This window comes from Lacibacter luteus, from assembly GCF_004118265.1.
Taxonomy (GTDB): Bacteria; Bacteroidota; Bacteroidia; order Chitinophagales; family Chitinophagaceae; genus Lacibacter; species Lacibacter luteus.
Window position 1 is genome coordinate 1,424,768 of record NZ_SDHW01000001.1, and the last position, 17,971, is coordinate 1,442,738.

At 40.4% G+C, this 17,971-nt stretch carries 10 protein-coding genes; 2 read left to right on the plus strand and 8 right to left on the minus strand.

From position 1 onward, the window contains the following. Positions 1–239: 239 nt before the first annotated feature. The 4 genes from cmk to ESA94_RS05620 all read right to left on the minus strand — a co-directional run bounded on the left by cmk (position 240) and on the right by ESA94_RS05620 (position 11,937). A complete protein-coding gene (cmk, locus tag ESA94_RS05605) occupies positions 240–932 on the minus strand; it encodes a (d)CMP kinase (protein WP_129129849.1) in 693 nt (230 codons plus the stop codon). 72 nt (positions 933–1,004) lie between these two features. Then, complete coding sequence (locus tag ESA94_RS05610; protein WP_129129850.1) at positions 1,005–2,483, minus strand: T9SS type A sorting domain-containing protein; 1,479 nt, start codon at positions 2,481–2,483, stop codon at positions 1,005–1,007. Positions 2,484–2,533: 50 nt separating this feature from the next. Then, entirely contained in the window at positions 2,534–8,890 is a 6,357-nt protein-coding gene (locus ESA94_RS05615; RefSeq protein ID WP_129129851.1) for an SdrD B-like domain-containing protein, read from the minus strand. Positions 8,891–9,396: 506 nt separating this feature from the next. Then, positions 9,397–11,937 carry an ATP-dependent Clp protease ATP-binding subunit gene (locus tag ESA94_RS05620; protein WP_129129852.1) on the minus strand — a complete coding sequence of 847 codons (2,541 nt, stop codon included), beginning with the start codon at positions 11,935–11,937 and terminating at the stop codon, positions 9,397–9,399. Between the two features lie 83 nt (positions 11,938–12,020). Here ESA94_RS05620 and ESA94_RS05625 point away from each other — a divergent pair, with 83 nt between their 5' ends. Next, on the plus strand, positions 12,021–12,395 hold the full coding sequence (locus tag ESA94_RS05625) for an STAS domain-containing protein (protein WP_129129853.1): 375 nt from the start codon (positions 12,021–12,023) through the stop codon (positions 12,393–12,395). Positions 12,396–12,434: 39 nt separating this feature from the next. Beyond that, positions 12,435–13,337 carry a ribonuclease Z gene (locus tag ESA94_RS05630; protein ID WP_129129854.1) on the plus strand — a complete coding sequence of 301 codons (903 nt, stop codon included), beginning with the start codon at positions 12,435–12,437 and terminating at the stop codon, positions 13,335–13,337. A gap of 5 nt (positions 13,338–13,342) precedes the next feature. On the opposite strand, the gene ESA94_RS05635 is transcribed toward ESA94_RS05630, so the two are convergent. The 4 genes from ESA94_RS05635 to ESA94_RS05650 form a co-directional block, all read right to left on the minus strand. Beyond that, the gene (locus tag ESA94_RS05635) at positions 13,343–14,485 is read right to left on the minus strand and encodes an alpha/beta hydrolase (protein ID WP_129129855.1); all 1,143 of its coding nucleotides are present in this window, start codon (positions 14,483–14,485) and stop codon (positions 13,343–13,345) included. Between the two features lie 19 nt (positions 14,486–14,504). Further along, a complete protein-coding gene (gene dapA, locus ESA94_RS05640) occupies positions 14,505–15,392 on the minus strand; it encodes a 4-hydroxy-tetrahydrodipicolinate synthase (RefSeq protein WP_129129856.1) in 888 nt (295 codons plus the stop codon). Between the two features lie 44 nt (positions 15,393–15,436). Next, entirely contained in the window at positions 15,437–16,411 is a 975-nt protein-coding gene (locus ESA94_RS05645; protein WP_129129857.1) for an acetyl-CoA carboxylase carboxyltransferase subunit alpha, read from the minus strand. A 111-nt stretch (positions 16,412–16,522) separates the two neighbouring features. Continuing rightward, a complete protein-coding gene (locus tag ESA94_RS05650; RefSeq protein WP_129129858.1) occupies positions 16,523–17,959 on the minus strand; it encodes a SusD/RagB family nutrient-binding outer membrane lipoprotein in 1,437 nt (478 codons plus the stop codon). Positions 17,960–17,971: the final 12 nt, after the last annotated feature.

Genomic DNA, 17,971 nt, shown 5'->3' on the forward strand with positions numbered 1-17,971 from the left:
TTTTGAAAAAGCAATTCAATAGAGGATATAGTGATTACTGTTCAGCAATGCTGAAAAGCTCATCACAGGAAGATGGACAGTATAACCAGAAAATTTAATAACGGTAATTGGGAAAATTGGATAGGGTTAGCAGGATGAAGGGATTTAAGGGGTTTTCCGTGGGGATGGATTACGCTGTAAAAGTATATTTCAGATTTGAAAAAACAAATTTTTTTTAAAAATAATTTGTTCCGGGGTCGCTAAACACTTTTTTTGACCGCCATTTTGCACTCTTCTAATACCTTGATTAACTGTTCGCTAGGGGTTAGATTTGTGTTATCAATAACCAGTGCATCTGCGGCTTTTCGTAATGGACTGTGCTCCCGGTGAGAATCAATATAATCACGCATTTCAAGATTTGCTTTTACCTCTTCAATAGTGATGTTTGGATTTTTGGCATATAGTTCTTGAAACCTTCGTTCAACTCTTACAGTAATATCTGCCGTCATAAAAATTTTCAATTCAGCATCAGGAAAAACGGTTGTTCCAATATCTCTTCCATCCATTACCACTCCTTTTAATTTTCCCATTTCCTGCTGTTGCTTTACAGCAAATTCACGTACTGGTCTAATTGCTGCTACTTCGCTTACTTTTTCAGCAATTACAAGATCACGAATAACGTATTCTATATTCTCATCGTTAAGGTATATTTCAGAATCTCCTGTTTTGGAGTTTGGCTGAAAACTGAGATTAATATTTTTCAGAGCATCTCCTATTTCATCTTCATCGGTCCAATCAATATGGTTCCGTAAAAAATAAAGCGTAATAGCCCGATACATGGCTCCGCTATCGATGTATGTATAATTAAGCTTTTTGGCCAACTGTTTAGCCAGAGTGCTTTTGCCACACGATGAAAATCCGTCTATTGCAATATTTATTTTTTCAGTTCCCATGAAGCTGCAAAATAAGAAAGTCTTCCTTTTTAGGGGAAGACTTTCTGTATTTTACCACTAATAGAACCTTTCTTACTGAATCATTACTTTTTCAACTTTCACTTCACCAGTTGCAATATTTGTAATTCGTACTGCATAAGAACCTGCAGTTAATGCACCTCTTGCAATTGTAACATATTGTACATCGTTTTCAACTACAGAACGTACAGAACGTACTTCCTGACCAGCCTGGTTAATTAAACTTACCACATACGAACCTTTTGCTTTGCTAAACTCGATATTTAACTGAGATGTAAATGGATTCGGGAAAGCTTTAATAGAAATATTACCGGCAGCCTTACGTACTACTGCTACATTACTGTATTTATAAGAACCATCAACATCAATCATTTTTAAACGATAGAAATAAACACGCTGTGTCATTGCTGCATCAGTATGTGCATAGCTTAATTCTGAAGCGCTGTTACCGGCTGCAGCCTTTGTTGCAATCTTTGTAAAGTTTGCACCATCAGTACTTCTTTCAATTTCAAACTCTTTTGAATCTGCTTCAGTGTATGTTTTCCATGTTAATGCCACATCATTCCCGCTTAAAGCAGCCTTCAGATTAACACCTGAAACAGGCAATGGACTTTCTGGTTGTGTTGGCAATGTAAAGCTTACATTAAAACGATCGCCATTATAAACGCTATTTGCGTAAGATGAATTTGAAGTCCAAACCTGGCCAGCTACCATACCTCTTAGATAGAGACGGAAGGTTACGCTAAAAACATTCACACCGTTAATTTTAAAGCTACCTGTACCTGCGTAGTTACCGCCTTCAGGAGTACGTCCGTTCTGCACATAGTCGGTTTGATAATCGAAGCTGTTATAAATTTTCTTAGTAGCCGCATCAAGTTGTGTGCGGCTGGTACCCGACAAACGTTGCAATGTATAATCAGCATTTTCAAGTTCCATATCAACAGCAAAAGGAAGTGTTGGGTATGGTGGCTCATTGATACTTAAAAATCCACCTAAACCTGTTACATGAATGATAGGATTAGCTACAGGACGAGAAAATGTAAATGTTACTTTACCCATATAGTAACGGCCATTTGTAGTACCGCTAATGCCCTCTGCGCTGGCGAACATATTGAAAGCATAGTTATTAAATGTACTTAAGCCTGTGCCAATAGTTGTTTCGAGTGCAGAATAATACGAGCCAACGGGAGAACCAACATTTGCCATTTGCACAAATACTGATGCTGGAGTTGGAATTTTATCACTATTGTTATTGCTGATGCCGAACATCAAACCTTTATCATCAAAACCTGTAAGACCGCCAGCATTGTTACCAAACTGTTGATCGCTATATGCAGCAGTTACAGATAATGCACCTGTATTAGGGTTGGCGCCAGTTGAAGTTTTCATTGCAAAAGGGCCAACAGTGTAAGCAGGTACGGCCGGGCTGCCTGAAAATGCCGTATTGTAAAAGCCTACGAATTGTTGCGCTTTAACGAAAGTGGCACTTGAAATTAATAATGCCAGCGTGAAAATTTTTAAAAGTGGTTTCATCTTTTTTGTTTTAGTTGTTAATGTTGATTCTGGTTTCTCGCTGGATATTTTTAATCAACTACGATAAGTACAACACGCTTGATAGCGAAGTTTACCTCGATAATATTTTGATTGGTTGTATTAATGATGCTTGATTTGCCATCGATCGTACCGTCATTACCTGCTGCTGTTCCTATTGTTTCGCCTGTTGAGCGGAAAGAAGCCGGCAATACTGATGTTACAGGAGCTTGTGATCCTACGGCAGGATTAGCAGTTGTAATAAGCACACGATACGTACTGTACGTTAACACATTAAAGCTGAACGTTCCTGCGCCAGGTTGTCCGTAACCGGGAACCGGTTGTACAGCAACAACAGTATTTGTAAGCGGATCATATAACACTGCATTTATTCCTGAAGGGATAACTGATGTTCCGTTTACAAATCCATCACTCATACCATTGTCATCGTAAAATACATGGCCGCTGAGTACGATTGGTGTTTGTTGAATGAAACCAGCATCTACAGTTGCGTTATTTTGTCCGGAGATGAGTGTAATTCCATTAACTGCCCCACTAACAGGATCGCTGTCTTTTGTATCATCTGCACCTGCATTTGAAGTTGCAGTTACATAACCGGCAGGTGTAACAAACGATACATTATATGTACCTGGTAACAAGCTGCTGAAGCTATAAGAGCCGTCTGCTTCTGTACTAACAGTAAGATTTACTGCTGCACCTGTTGCATCTGTACCTGTAAGGTTTACAGTTGCGCCTGCAATACCAGGCTCACCTGCATCCTGAATACCGTTTGCATTTAAATCGTTCCAAACAAAATCTCCAATACTTGCCGGTTTGTAATAACCTGCATCTACAGTAAAGTTTGTTTGACCTGCTGTAAGCGTTACATTAGAAACAGAACCGCTAATTACATCGCTGTCTTTTGTATCATCTGCAACTTGGTTTGCTGTAGTTTCAATATAACCAAGTGGCTTATCGAAACTTACACTGTAAGAACCGGGAGCAAGATTGCTGAAGAGGTACGTACCTGTTGCATCTGTTATAACAGAAGTTGTAGAACCACCAGGGTAAGTTAATGTAACCGTTACACCTGCAATACCAGGTTCGCCTGCGTCTTGTTTACCATTTGCATTAAGATCGTCCCAAACTAAATCTCCAATTGAGCCTGTGCCTTTAAGACCAAAGTCTAAAGTAAGGTTACCATTGTTTCCATCACCGTCTGTAACAGGTTCGCTGTTTGTAATTAAGGTGATGTAGTTGCTGGTAATTTCGGTTCCGATAATGGTGATACCGTTGTTATCTGTATTGTTATCGTTATTTGGTAACAAGCTACTTAAAGTAGTAAATGCCATTGCATAACCAGATGGAGCTGTAATACCAACGATATAGTTGCCAGGTGTTAACCCTGAGAAACTGTACAATCCATTTGCATCTGTTGTTGTTGATGCAATTGCAGCTGCATCAGGTATATTGTTTGCATCAGCATCAACGTATAATTTAACGCTTACACCTGCAATACCTGTTTCATCTGCATCCTGGAAGCCATTGTTATTTTTATCGTACCAAACGTAGTTACCTACTTTCAATTGGTTCGACTGGAAACCGGCATCAACAGTATTATCATTTTCATCTGCATTCAACACCACACCTGTTACAGTGCCGCTAACCGGATCGCTGTCTTTTGTATCATCTGCACCTGCATTTGCAGCCGAGGCAACAAAGCCAGTTGGTGTTGCAAACACTACGTTATAAGTACCGGGTAACAAGTTGCTGAATTGATAGAAGCCGCTTGCATTGGTAGTTGTTGTTTCAAGCACAGTTCCGCCAGCTGTAGTAAGTGTAACCGTTACACCTGCAATGCCAGGTTCGCCTGCAGTTTGAATACCATCGCCATTTAAGTCGTTCCATACAAAATCACCAATTGAAGCTGTACCTCTTAAACCAAAGTCTAAGGTTAAGTTACCATTTGAACCATCACCATCTGTTGTTGGTTCACCTGCTGTTGTTAAAGTAATGTAATTGCTTCTTACTTCACCGGCAGCTGTTGTAACGCCGTTGTTATCTGTATTGATATCGTTGTTAGGAGTTGTAGACGATACGCTTGAAGGAGCATAACCTGCAGGTAATACTACACCGGCAATGTAATTACCCGGAGTTAAACCACTGAAGTTGTAAATACCACTTGCATTTGTAGTTGTAGTTGCAACTGCTGCACCATCAGCTACATTATCGCCATTAGCATCTTTGTAAAGATTTACGGTTACAGCTGCAATACCAAGCTCGCCTGCATCCTGTACACCATCATTATCCTTATCGTACCAAACAAAATTTCCAAGTGTCAATTGATTGCTTACAAAACCCGCATCAATAGTGGTATTTGTTTGACCTGCTGTTAATACGATGCCTGCAACAGTTCCACTAACAGGATCGCTGTCTTTAGCATCATCTGCGCCTTGGTTTGCAGGAGCTGCAATATAACCGGAAGGTGTAGTGAAGCTTACACTGTATGTACCAGGTGCCAGGTTTGTAAATTGGTACGCACCATTAGCATCGGTAGTTGTTGTTGCAGTTGCACCACCGGGATAAGTTAATGTAACCGTTACAGCACTTAAACCAGGTTCGCCTGCATTTTGGATACCATCGCCATTCAAATCATTCCAAACAAAATCACCAATTGAACCAGTACCTTTTAAACCAAAATCTAAAGTAAGGTTACCGTTTGAGCCATCACCATCTGTAGTAGGCTCTGACGCAGTGATTAATGTGATGTAGTTACTTCTTACTTCACCTGAAGTTGTTGTAACACCGTTATTATCGGTATTAACATCGTTATTAGGAGTTGATGAAGATACACTTGATGCTGCGTAGCCAGCAGGCAACACCACACCTGCAATATAGTTGCCCGGTGTTAAACCTGTAAAGCTATAGATACCATTTGCATCAGTTGTTGTTGTTTGCAAAGCAGCACCATCTGCAATGTTATCGAGATTTGCATCAGCATACAGTTTAACAGTAGCACCTGCAATACCAGGTTCACCTGCATCCTGCACACCATTATTATTTCTATCGTACCAAACAAAGTTTCCAAGGTTTAATCCATTCGATTGGAAACCGGCATCAATTGTAGTATTTGTTTGTCCGGCGGTTAAAGTAATACCGCTAACTACACCACTTACCGGATCGCTGTCTTTTGTATCATCAGCACCTGCATTAGATGGCGATGCAATTGAACCATTTGGTGTTGCAAAAGCTACAGAATAAGTACCCGGAGCAAGATTTGCAAACAAGTACGCACCTGAACCATCTGTTGTTGTAGTTACAGTAGTTCCATCAGGATAAGTTAATGTAACCGTTACACCACTTAAACCAGGTTCGCCTGTATTTTGAATACCATTACCATTTAAATCGTTCCAAACATAATCACCTATTGATGCAGTACCTCTTAAACCAAAATCCAAAGTAAGGTTACCATTTGCATCATCACCATCAGTAGTTGGTTCACCCGCAGTACTTAAAGTAATATAGTTACTTCTTACTTCGCCAGAAGCTGTGGTTACACCATTGTTATCTGTATTTACATCGTTGTTAGGAGTTGCTGACGAAACAGCCGAAGCCGCATAACCCGAAGGCAATACAACGCCAACAATATAATTGCCCGCTGTTAAACCTGTAAAGCTATACAGGCCGCTTGCATTCGTTGTTGTTGTAGCAACTGCAGCACCATCAGCAATATTATCGCCATTAGCATCTTTGTACAGATTTACGGTTACGCCAGCAATACCAGGTTCACCTGCATCCTGTACACCATCATTATCTTTATCGTACCAAACAAAATTTCCGAGTACCAATTGATTATTTACAAATCCGGCATCGATAGTTGTATTATTCTGACCGGCAGTTAATACAATACCGCTAACAGTTCCGCTAACAGGATCGCTGTCTTTAGCATCATCTGCACCTTGATTTGCAGAACCGGCAATATAGCCTGAAGGTGTGCTGAAGCTTATGCTGTAAGTACCGGGAGGAAGATTGTTAAACTGGTATGCACCGTTTGCATCGGTAGTTGCAGTTACAGTTGTACCACCCGGGTAAGTTAATGTAACAGTTACACCGCTTAAGCCCGGCTCGCCTGCATCCTGAATACCGTTTGCATTTAAATCGTTCCAAACAAAATCACCAATTGAACCAGTACCGGTAAACCCAAAATCGTAAGTGTTATTGAAATTACCAGACTCTTGTGGTTCGCTTCCTGCAGATAATGTAACAGCATTACCACGTATTTCACCACTGATCAATGTATTGTTTCCATTATCATCAAGATCTACGTTGTTATCAGGATCAACACCGGTAAGAGTGCTGCTTCTGTAACCTGCAGGTACCACTACACCTACAATGTAATTACCGGCTGTAAGATTACTAAAACGGTAAAACCCGTTTGCATCTGTTGTTGTAGTTTGCAATGCTGCACCGTCTGCAATGTTGTCGTTATTGTTATCTGCATATAACTTAACAGTTACGCCAGCTAAACCTGTTTCACTTCCATCACGGGTACCATTATCATTTAAATCAAAGAAAACACGATCACCCAAAGCAAGCGGAGCAGTAGCAGTTAAGCACAATGCATCGAGCTTCATATAGTTACAGGTAATAGCACTTTGTACTCTAACCTTTACTGTACCGGCAGGAGCAACAGCTGTAATGCTGTACTGCTCTAACTGACCGAAATATTTATCAACGTCTCTTGTAACAACTACATCGTTTTGAGAAATAACTGTGTTAGAAGAGTTATAGAAAATTAAACTCAGTTTAGGACTGCAGGTTAAACCGGCAGTATGAACTCCTGCAAAACCTTTGAAAACAACTGTAGAACCTGCAGCTACAGCAACATCTTGCCAAACACGTGATGTGCCGCTACTCCATGAATTAAATCCGTTAGCAGCTCCACAGGCAACATAACCTGTACCGCTCGATACAGAACCGCCGGATGCAGACCAACCTGTTGTACCATTTTCAAAGCTTCCGTTAATTAACAGATTAGAACTACTGCTTGTGCAATTACAATCGGGAAGGAACCCAAAATCGTAAGTGATATTACTGTTGCTGTTTGTGTTACCATCTACCAAAGGTTCTGTACCTGCTACAAGTGTAATAGCCAAACCTCTCGTTTCTGCACCAACTGTAACTTCACCATTATCATCCGAATTGTTATTATCATCAGGATCGCCGCCGTTTACTAAACTGCTCATATAACCGGCAGGTGTAACAGCACCCACAATGTAATTACCAGGTGCAAGATTTGAGAACATGTAATAACCGTTTGCATCTGTAACTGCTGTTGCAATTGCAGCAGCATCGGCTACATTGTCATTGTTATCATCCTTATATAAATACACCGTTAAATTAGGAATACCGTTTTCGTTGGAATTAATTCCATCGTTATTGGTATCGTACCAAACACGGTTACCTAAAGAAAGCGTTGTAGGGCAATAACCTGCATCTACGTTTGTGATATTTTGATTAGTTGCAAGTGTTATAGTTGAAGTTGCTCCGGTTGTTTGGCTTGCATCACTATCAACATTGTCATCAAGACCAACATTTTGAGGAGTAACTACCGCACCACTGATTGAAGTTGGAAATACTACTGTATAGTTACCAGCAGCTAAGCCGGTAAATAAGTAATTACCACTTGCGTTTGTAGTAGTGGTTGCAATTACTGATCCTAAAGAATTTTTTAATTGAACAGTTACACCGGCAATACCACTTGTTTCACTTGCATCCTGTAAACCATCACCATCAGCATCAAGCCAAACACGATCACCAATAGAACCACCTGCAGGAGGAGTTAAAGTAACACACCACTGATCGGTCTTGATCCAATCGCCATTACCACTAAAACTTACATTCGTGTATTTTGTACCAACCGGAACAGTTCCGCTCCAGGTATATAATTGAGGGCCAACCGGGCTTGTAGAAAGCACTTTATTTACTTCCACTTTTGAATTTGAAATCCAATTCCAGTTAGCATCAAAGAAGTCGATAGCCACTTGATGATAGTAGGAATTGTTGTGTGTACCTGCATACACACTTGCATTAATTTTTGTTCCGGGAGCCAAATCTGTACCAATTGTTTGAGACACCCAATTGCTGGATGTATTTGAGATTTGAAAGTCGCCAGATTTTGATCCGCATGCAATTGCTCCGGTACCGGCGTTAAAACTTCCGCCAGACCAGCTCCATCCTGTTGTTCCACTTTCAAAACTTGGATTAACAACAATATTGCCTGTGCAGGTACATTGTGCATTCGCAACATTTGTACTTACAAACAAAGCAATGGAAAGTGTAAAAAGCAGATGCAAATTCTTAATAGCGGCACCCATGCAGTTCCGTTTGTAGGGTAAAAATTGCTTCATGTTTTCGTAATTTGATTACTAATAGAGTTTACGGATTTACAATAGGATACCTGGGCTGTTTAATAGAAACAACTCTGATTTTAATAATCACAAAGGAATCCTTACGGCAATTCTCATTACAAAATTTGCCGGCAAAATCACCTGTGTTTACTACGGTTAAAAAGAAAGGATAATCACTTCTGCGTAACAGAAGATATACTTGCTTTTTTTACGATAAGTGCTATTATGAAAGCATAGGGTGGATATTCGAAGGATAAATACGGATCTGATTATTTAGAACACGAAGCTATTTAAACTTGTAAATAATACTAGCAAAAACACTTATTTTTTTAAAAAATCGGGTAAAACTACGCTAACATATGTCGTTGATTTACTACATGTTAACCGCAATTATTTCGGTTCACACTTCTTGTTTAAATACGAAAGAGCAGCGTTCTGTTTTTCTTAAACAAAAAAAAAGCCTGAATGCATAATGCATTCAGGCTTTGAAAATGAACCTCTATTTTTTAGTTATTGTCTGAGGACTTTACCGATTTTTTACTCTTCTCTTTGAAGGAAAACTTGATCAATTGTTTCTCCTTATCCAGATCGGCAATAACAACATCTCCTTCTTTAATATTCATGTTAAGAATTTCTTCTGCTAAAGGATCTTCGAGATATTTTTGAATAGCTCTATGCAACGGGCGTGCACCAAACTGCGAATCATATCCTTTGTCTGCAACAAATTCTTTTGCTTCGGTTGTAAGTTCAAGTGAGAATCCAAGATTTTTCAACCGTACACTTACTCCTTTCATCAGAATGTCGATAATGCGGAAGATATTTTCTTTTGTAAGTGAATTAAAGATCATCACATCATCTATACGATTGAGAAACTCAGGAGAGAATGTTTTCTTCAACGCCTTTTCAATAACCGCTTTGCTGTTCTCTTCTGCATTCTGAATACGTGTTGCAGTTGCAAAACCTACACCTTCGCCAAAATCTTTCAACTGGCGAACACCAATATTTGAGGTCATGATGATGAGTGTATTCTTGAAATCTACTTTACGACCAAGACCGTCGGTAAGTTGTCCGTCGTCTAAAACCTGCAACAGAATATTATAAATATCCGGATGTGCTTTTTCAATTTCATCGAGCAATACTACAGAGTATGGCTTACGACGAACACGTTCTGTTAACTGGCCGCCTTCTTCGTAACCAACATAGCCGGGAGGTGCACCAATTAAACGGCTCACTGTAAATTTCTCCATATACTCACTCATGTCAATGCGGATCAATGCATCTTCACTATCGAACATATAGCGGGCTAAAGCTCTTGCCAATTCTGTTTTACCAACACCGGTAGGTCCAAGGAAGATGAATGTGCCAATCGGCTTCTTCGGATCTTTTAAACCAACACGATTACGCTGTATAGCTTTTACCACTTTGCTAATGGCTTCATCCTGACCAATAACTGCACCTTGCAGATCATCTGCCATTTTACGCAGCTTCTCTGTTTCGGCCTGCACCATGCGCTTAACAGGAATTCCCGTCATCATACTCACCACCTCAGCAATAGCTTCTTCGTCTATAGGATAACGCTTATGCTTGCTCTCTTCTTCCCATTTCGCCTTTGCTTTTTCCAATTCTTCACCCAAACGCTTTTCTGTATCTCGTAACGAAGCGGCTTCTTCAAAACGCTGGCTTTTTACCACTTTGTTCTTTTCCTGCTTAATGTCTTCAATCTTTTTCTCCAGGTCAAGTATTTCCTGTGGTACATTAATATTTTTCAGATGAACACGTGCACCCACTTCATCCAACACATCAATTGCTTTGTCGGGCAATAAACGATCGGTCATATAACGATCGCTAAGCTTCACACATGCATTGATGGCTTCATCATTGTATGCAACATTGTGAAACTCTTCATACTTCGGTTTGATGTTGTGAAGTATCTGAATTGTTTCATCAATACTTGGCGGATCAACAATTACTTTCTGGAAACGACGGTCTAATGCACCATCCTTTTCAATGTACATTCTGTATTCATCAAGTGTTGAGGCGCCAATACATTGCAACTCTCCTCTTGATAAAGCCGGTTTGAAAATATTGGAAGCATCAAGCGAACCGCTTGCGCCGCCAGCCCCAACAATTGTATGAATTTCATCGATGAAAAGAATTACATCTCTGTTCTTCTCGAGTTCATTCATGATTGCTTTCATACGTTCTTCAAACTGACCACGATATTTTGTGCCAGCCACTAAAGCTGCAAGATCAAGCGACACAACACGCTTATCGTATAACACACGTGAAACTTTGCGTTGCACAATGCGTAATGCCAACCCTTCAACAATGGCGGTTTTACCAACACCAGGTTCGCCAATTAAAATAGGATTGTTCTTTTTACGGCGTGATAAGATCTGCGATACACGTTCAATTTCATCTTCACGACCAACGATAGGATCTAATGCACCATTCTCTGCCAAACGTGTAATATCTCTGCCGAAATTGTCAAGTACAGGCGTTTTACTTTTTGCACCTGCCGGTTGTTTTGAACGAGATTGAGAGTACTTCGATTTTTCATCGTCAAAATCTTCTTCTCCCGGATCATCGTATTCTGCTCTTGGATCGTTTGATTTTACCATACCTAATTCGTTTCTGAAAATATCGTAATCAATTTCGAACTGGTTCAAAATCTGCGTTGCGATGTTTTCTTTGTTTTTTAAAATGGAGAGCATCAGGTGTTCTGTTTCAACCTGCGGACTCTTTAATGCTTTTGCTTCGAGTACAGTAACACGTATTACTTTCTCGGCCTGCTTTGTTAAAGGAAGACTGTTGATGTTTGCGATGTTCTTGCCGGTTTTATCCTTTACTGCAAGCTCAATTTCCTTTCGCAATTCATATAGATCGACCTGTAGATTTTTTAATACTTTGATGGCAGTGTTTTCTCCTTCCCGTATCATCCCTAAAACGAGATGCTCGGTACCTATAAAATCATTTCCAAGCCGTAACGCTTCTTCCCTGCTGAACGAAATGATTTCCTTTACCTGTGTTGAAAAATTATGATCCATAGCGGATATTCGGTTTTTACAATTATAACGAATAATTTTGACTGAAGTTTACGATAAGTTACACACTATCTGTTAATAATACTATGATTGTCAAAATTGATACCAAGGAAAAATTCCACGTCATTACACCGGGTGAACCGACCCTTTCGGAAAATATGACAGAAGAATTCAGCCAATTGTTGCTTTCCTGTCGTGAAAAGGATATAAAGAATGTTGTACTAAGCCTGAAAGAAGTTACAAGTATTGACAGTTCAGTTGCGCAGGCAATTGTAAACTGTCAGCAGGATTTTTACGACAATGAAACTTCATTTGTTGTTTGTGAAATGACACCCGATGTTGAGTCGTTTTTTGAAGCGGCCGAATTGCTTGATCTGTTGAATTTTACCCCAACTGAAAGTGAAGCATGGGACATTGTGCAAATGGAGGAAATTGAGAGAGACCTTTTTGAAGAAGAATAAACTGTATCATTGTTTAAGTAACCTAAACCAACTGAATTCATGCTCGCTGTAACCATACTTGGCAATAACTCGGCTATACCTGCATACGGAAGACATCCTACCTCGCAAATTGTTACTACCAGCGACGATCTGATTATGTTCGACTGCGGCGAAGGCAGCCAAATACAGATCATGAACTTCAAAATAAAACGCAGCCGCATTAACCACATCTTTATTTCGCACTTGCATGGCGATCATTATTTTGGCTTAATTGGTTTGTTAAGCAGTCTTGCATTGTTAGGAAGAATTCAGCCGCTAAGCGTTTACGGACCAGCTCCTTTAAAAGAAATTATTGAGCTGCAGTTTCAGATATCCAACACAAGCCTTCCCTTTCAATTTACGTTTCATGCAATTGAAGAAGCAGGTTTGCTCTTAGATGCAAAGAATTATACCGTTGAATGTTTTCCAACCAAACATCGTATTGAATGTTGGGGCTTTCTTGTTCGGGAGAAAAAACAACCACGGAAAATAAATATGGACAAGCTTGCTCCATACGATATCGATACAGCTTTGTTTCCATCTTTACAAAAAGGAGAAGATTATGTTGCAGCAGATGGTACAGTTATAAAAAATGATTTACTTACAGATGCCAATACAAAAGCTAAAAGCTATGCATTTTGCGCAGATACAGTCTATGATGAAGAGCTGGTGCCAATAATAAAAGATGTTGACATGATTTATCATGAAACAACTTACCCGGCTGTGCTTGCTGAAAAAGCAACTGAACGCCATCACTCTACCAGCAAACAGGCTGCAACCATCGCATTACTGGCAAATAACAGTCGATTGCTAATCGGTCATTTCTCTGCTAAGTTTGAAGATATCGGTCAGTTTGAAAGAGAAGCACAGGAGGTTTTCGCTGCTACTGAAATTGCAAGAGAAGGAACCACCTACTTGGTTTAAGCCCGTTATTTAACCTGATTTAGCCAACGGATAAAATCGGGCATTTGTGCCTGCCAGAACGCTTCGTTATGCCTGCCGTTCTTAATTACCGTCAGCTTTAATTTACTGCCTCCTTTCTGCAGTAACAGGTTATGCATCCGCTGCATATCTTTCACCATTTCACCTCCTTCCATATCCCCGCTAACAAAGTAAAAGAAGCTACTTGCCGCAGGCTTTGTTTCAACCTTTGAAAACAGTTCAGGTGCCAACCAAAAAGCGGGAGAAAATACGCCTGCTTTTGCAAATACAGAAGGATATTTATACGCCGTATAAAAGGAAATCAATCCACCCATTGAACTTCCGGCAACAGCAGTATTTGCAGCATCAGTTTTAGTTCTGAAACGTTTATCAATGTAAGGCTTAAGCGTTAATGCAAGAAAATCGGCATAAGCATCGCCTTCTCCTTTTCCATACTTCGAATCGAAAGGATTATACTCTGTTAAACGTTTATCGTTGCCATGATCAATACCTACGATGATCCATTGTCTGCGATCGGGGACAGTATCGAGTAACTCATCCACCCCCCATTCTCCATATGCGGAAGTAAGTGCATCAAATAAATTTTGCCCATCCTGCATATACAAAACAGGATATACTTTTTTAGACAAGGCGTATTCTTCGGGCAGATAGATCCAAACTCTGCGTTTTTTGTTAAGCTGCGGAATATAAAAAGCCGTGTCCAGCACAAATACATTTTTTGTTCTGGTTGATACCGGCGGCCGCTGCGGCATATCATCGGCCCAGGCAGCAACATTTATGTAGATAGTTGTATCGGAAGATATTTTGATGATCCGGTTACCGATAGAGGCTCCGTCAGCAGCACATTCTACCCTGCTCCATGCACCACGGGTAATTTTATATTCAAGAAAACCTGCAGATGGAATTTTGATCTGCTTTACAAATTTTCCATCGGAAGTTTTTGTAAGCTGAAAGTGAATGGAACCGGGATTCCAATCGTTGAAATTACCAGCGAGGTACAAAGTGTCGTGCACATGTTTAGCCGGCACATTATCAATTTCAAAATTTACAATGTACTGGGCTTTACCAACGCATATTACTGCCGTGGAAAAATAAATAAACAGGAAAATTTTCTGAAGCCAATGTTTCATACTTCAGAAGATACGATTCTTACTTAAGACGCTGCAAATAATCTGTAACAGCCTTATGCAGTCCTTCGCTTAAGGGCACAACAGGCAAACGGAGATGATTTTCAATCAAGCCCATTTCAGCCAAAAATGCTTTAACACCAGCGGGGTTATTTTCTGCAAACAACAGATCATATGCTTCCAGCATCTGATCGTTCAACAGTTTAGCAGCTGCAAAATTGTTTTGTAAAGAAAGACGTACCATTTCGGCAAACTGCTTCGGCATACAGTTGGCAATTACACTAATAATGCCATCCATACCGCAAGCCATTTGTGGTAAGGCCAGGTTGTCATCGCCACTAAGCACGAGGAAGTCGGCAGGCTTATCTTTTAAGATCTGCATTGCCTGTGTTAAATCGCCACTGGCTTCTTTAATGCCAATGATGTTTTTAAAATCACGGGCTAAACGCAATGTTGTTTGCGCCGACATATTACGGCCGGTACGACCGGGAACATTATAGAGAATGATTGGCTTTGGAGATACTTCTGCCAATGCTTTATAATGCTGGTAAATACCTTCCTGTGATGGCTTATTGTAGTAAGGGCTCGCACTCAGCACAGCTGCTGCCTTATGTAAAGGAAAAGTCTCCAGATCTTTTATAAGGGACAAAGTATTGTTGCCGCCAATGCCTACAACTACAGGCACTCTGTCTGCAACAATGCTGTAAGTAAAAAGGATCAGTTCTATCTTCTCGTCCTTGCTCAAGGTTGGCGTTTCGCCGGTAGTACCCAATGTTACTACATACTCTGCACTGTTTTCAATTACATAATTTATTACACGTTCAAGCGCAGGAAAATCAATTTCCATGTTTTGCTTAAATGGAGTTACCAATGCTACACCTGTACCTCTCAGCAATTCTCTATAGTTCATAAACCGGAAAAAAAGTAGTTATAGTTTTAAGTTGAATTCGAAATTTAGATCTCGTCCCAGAAGCCCATTTTACTGTATCGTTCAATACGGTTTTTAATGCGTGTTTCCGGATCGATTGCTTTTAACTCCTGCAATAAGGGCACCAGTTCTTTCTTCAGTAATTGCGCAGCCAAATCATAATCCCAATGTGCACCGCCGGCAGGTTCAGGTACAATACCATCCACCAGCCCAAACTTATGCATATGATCAGGAGTTAACTTTAATTGTTCTGCTGCAATTTCCTTTTTTTCCCAACTACGCCACAAAATAGAGCTGCAGCTTTCGGGAGAAATAACCGTATACCAGGTATTTTCCAGCATCAATACTTTATCACCTACACCAATACCTAAAGCCCCACCACTTGCACCTTCCCCTATAACCACACAAATCACAGGCACTTTCAGGCGCATCATTTCGTAAATATTTCTTGCAATAGCTTCACCCTGTCCTCTTTCTTCTGCTTCGAGACCGGGATATGCACCGGGCGTATCAATTAATGTAATAACAGGCTTATTGAATTTCTCTGCCAGCTTCATTAAACGAAGTGCTTTGCGGTAACCCTCGGGATTGGCCATACCAAAATTACGCAGCTGACGCATTTTTGTGTTGATCCCTTTTTGCTGACCAATAAGCATTACTGTTTCGCCTTCGAGTTGGGCAAACCCACCAACCATTGCCTTGTCGTCTTTCACTCCTCTATCGCCAAAAATTTCAACGAAGTTCGTACACATTTTATCGATGTACTTTAGTGTGTATGGACGATCTGGATGGCGGCTTAATTGTACTTTTTGCCAACTGGTAAGCTCTTTTGTAATATCTTCTCTTTTCTCAACTATACTTTTTTCAAGCTGATCGATTGTTACTGTATAATCAACTTTCGAATTCTTTTCTGCACGTTGACGGAAATCTTTCAATTCATCCACCAATTCCTTGATCGGCTTTTCCAATTCTATAAACTGACGGTTTTCTAGTGATGGCATATGTATGAAAAGTTAGATTGCTAAATTACAAGTTCGGGCTGCAATATTAATGAAAAAAGGTCGCCCCTGAGCAGAGGCGACCTTTCTATAAAAATATCTGGTTTAAATAGATTATTTATCCCACCAAACTTTAGCGTCCTGAGAGTTATTTGAATAACCCGCAGCAGCAGCAGCATAGTTAGTTGGATTATACAAAGGTTCGTTTGGACCGTAAGGAATACGGCGTGGAACCTGCTTGCCAGAACCCGGAGCAGGAGTTAATACAGGATACCCTGTTCTGCGCCATTCTGCCCAACCCTGGTTACCATCAGGGAAATGAGACAACCAACGTTGTTCAGCAATTTTCTGTGCATCACCTGTACCAAGAGCTACAGCAGGTTGTGCAAGGTAAGTTGCAATTGCAGTTGTTCCAGTAATGCCCCAACGATTCATTTCGAGGGTTATACCTGTAGTATACATTGTTGCAGTTACCTCACTTGTCCAACCAAGTCTTGCAGCTTCTGCACGTGCAAGATACATCTGGCCTGCAGTTACAAGATAAACCGGCATTGTCTGTGGAGTGTTTGTAAACGCTAACAGAAATGCAAAGTTTGGATTTAATGTTTGCCAAGCCAACGCATCGTTACGTGTTAAACCGTAAGGGAAACCTTGTGTAGTATGGCCAAACGCATTAATACGAGGATCGTTGACACCGCTTAAGTAATCTGTAACTGTTTTACTTACAGCAAAGTCGAAACGTTGTGTAATTACATAATAGTTATAGATCGGATTTCTGTAGTTGCCACCAGGATATACGATACCTGCATTATCTGCATTAGCATCAATAACACCGGCTGCAATTGCAGCAGCAAACTCTGTTTTACCCAGTGTTGCGTTTGCCTTCGACATACGAAGCGCAGCAATTGCACGCAATGAGTTTGCGAGTTTCTTCCACTTTGTGATACTACCGCTGTACAGAACATCTCCTGTTACAGTAGCACCGCCATCAAACTGTGCCACAGCTTCTTTCAGTTCGTTGATAATTGCAGGATAAACATTTTCCTGCTTATCGTATGCAATGGTTCCTTTTCCCTGCAGCGCCTGAGAATAAGGGATATCACCGAACGCATCTGTTAACATCAGATAATAATACGACTTTAAAATGCGGGCAGTTGCAATTTGGTTCGCATTTGAACCATTTGCTGCAGCAATTGCTTTAGTGCTTTCATTCGTATTTGTATTGATGATGTTCTGAAGATCATACAAATCACCAGCATAAATACCGTCCCAGTTTAATGTAGGAGCAGCATAGCGTGAGATATCTGTATACTGAGTTTCAGACATATACTGACAATAGAGACCTGCTGTAGTGTTAATACCACCGCCCCAAACGTTACCGCCAACATTAGCCAACACATTTGTAAGCAATGCAGAAGTAATAGGAACAGTTGTAGCGTTCGGGTTATTGTTGAGTGTACCGAAATCATCGATAGCTTTCTTACATCCTGTAAAAGTTAATGCAGAAACCCCCAACACTAAGGCCATCTGTTTTATATTCATTCGTTTCATATTCTGTAATTA

Coding starts and splice junctions, on each gene's coding strand:
- cmk (WP_129129849.1), bottom strand. CDS start 932: ATGGGAACTGAAAAAATAAATATTGCAATAGACGGATTTTCATCGTGT.
- ESA94_RS05610 (WP_129129850.1), bottom strand. CDS start 2,483: ATGAAACCACTTTTAAAAATTTTCACGCTGGCATTATTAATTTCAAGT.
- ESA94_RS05615 (WP_129129851.1), bottom strand. CDS start 8,890: ATGAAGCAATTTTTACCCTACAAACGGAACTGCATGGGTGCCGCTATT.
- ESA94_RS05620 (WP_129129852.1), bottom strand. CDS start 11,937: ATGGATCATAATTTTTCAACACAGGTAAAGGAAATCATTTCGTTCAGC.
- ESA94_RS05625 (WP_129129853.1), top strand. CDS start 12,021: ATGATTGTCAAAATTGATACCAAGGAAAAATTCCACGTCATTACACCG.
- ESA94_RS05630 (WP_129129854.1), top strand. CDS start 12,435: ATGCTCGCTGTAACCATACTTGGCAATAACTCGGCTATACCTGCATAC.
- ESA94_RS05635 (WP_129129855.1), bottom strand. CDS start 14,485: ATGAAACATTGGCTTCAGAAAATTTTCCTGTTTATTTATTTTTCCACG.
- dapA (WP_129129856.1), bottom strand. CDS start 15,392: ATGAACTATAGAGAATTGCTGAGAGGTACAGGTGTAGCATTGGTAACT.
- ESA94_RS05645 (WP_129129857.1), bottom strand. CDS start 16,411: ATGCCATCACTAGAAAACCGTCAGTTTATAGAATTGGAAAAGCCGATC.
- ESA94_RS05650 (WP_129129858.1), bottom strand. CDS start 17,959: ATGAAACGAATGAATATAAAACAGATGGCCTTAGTGTTGGGGGTTTCT.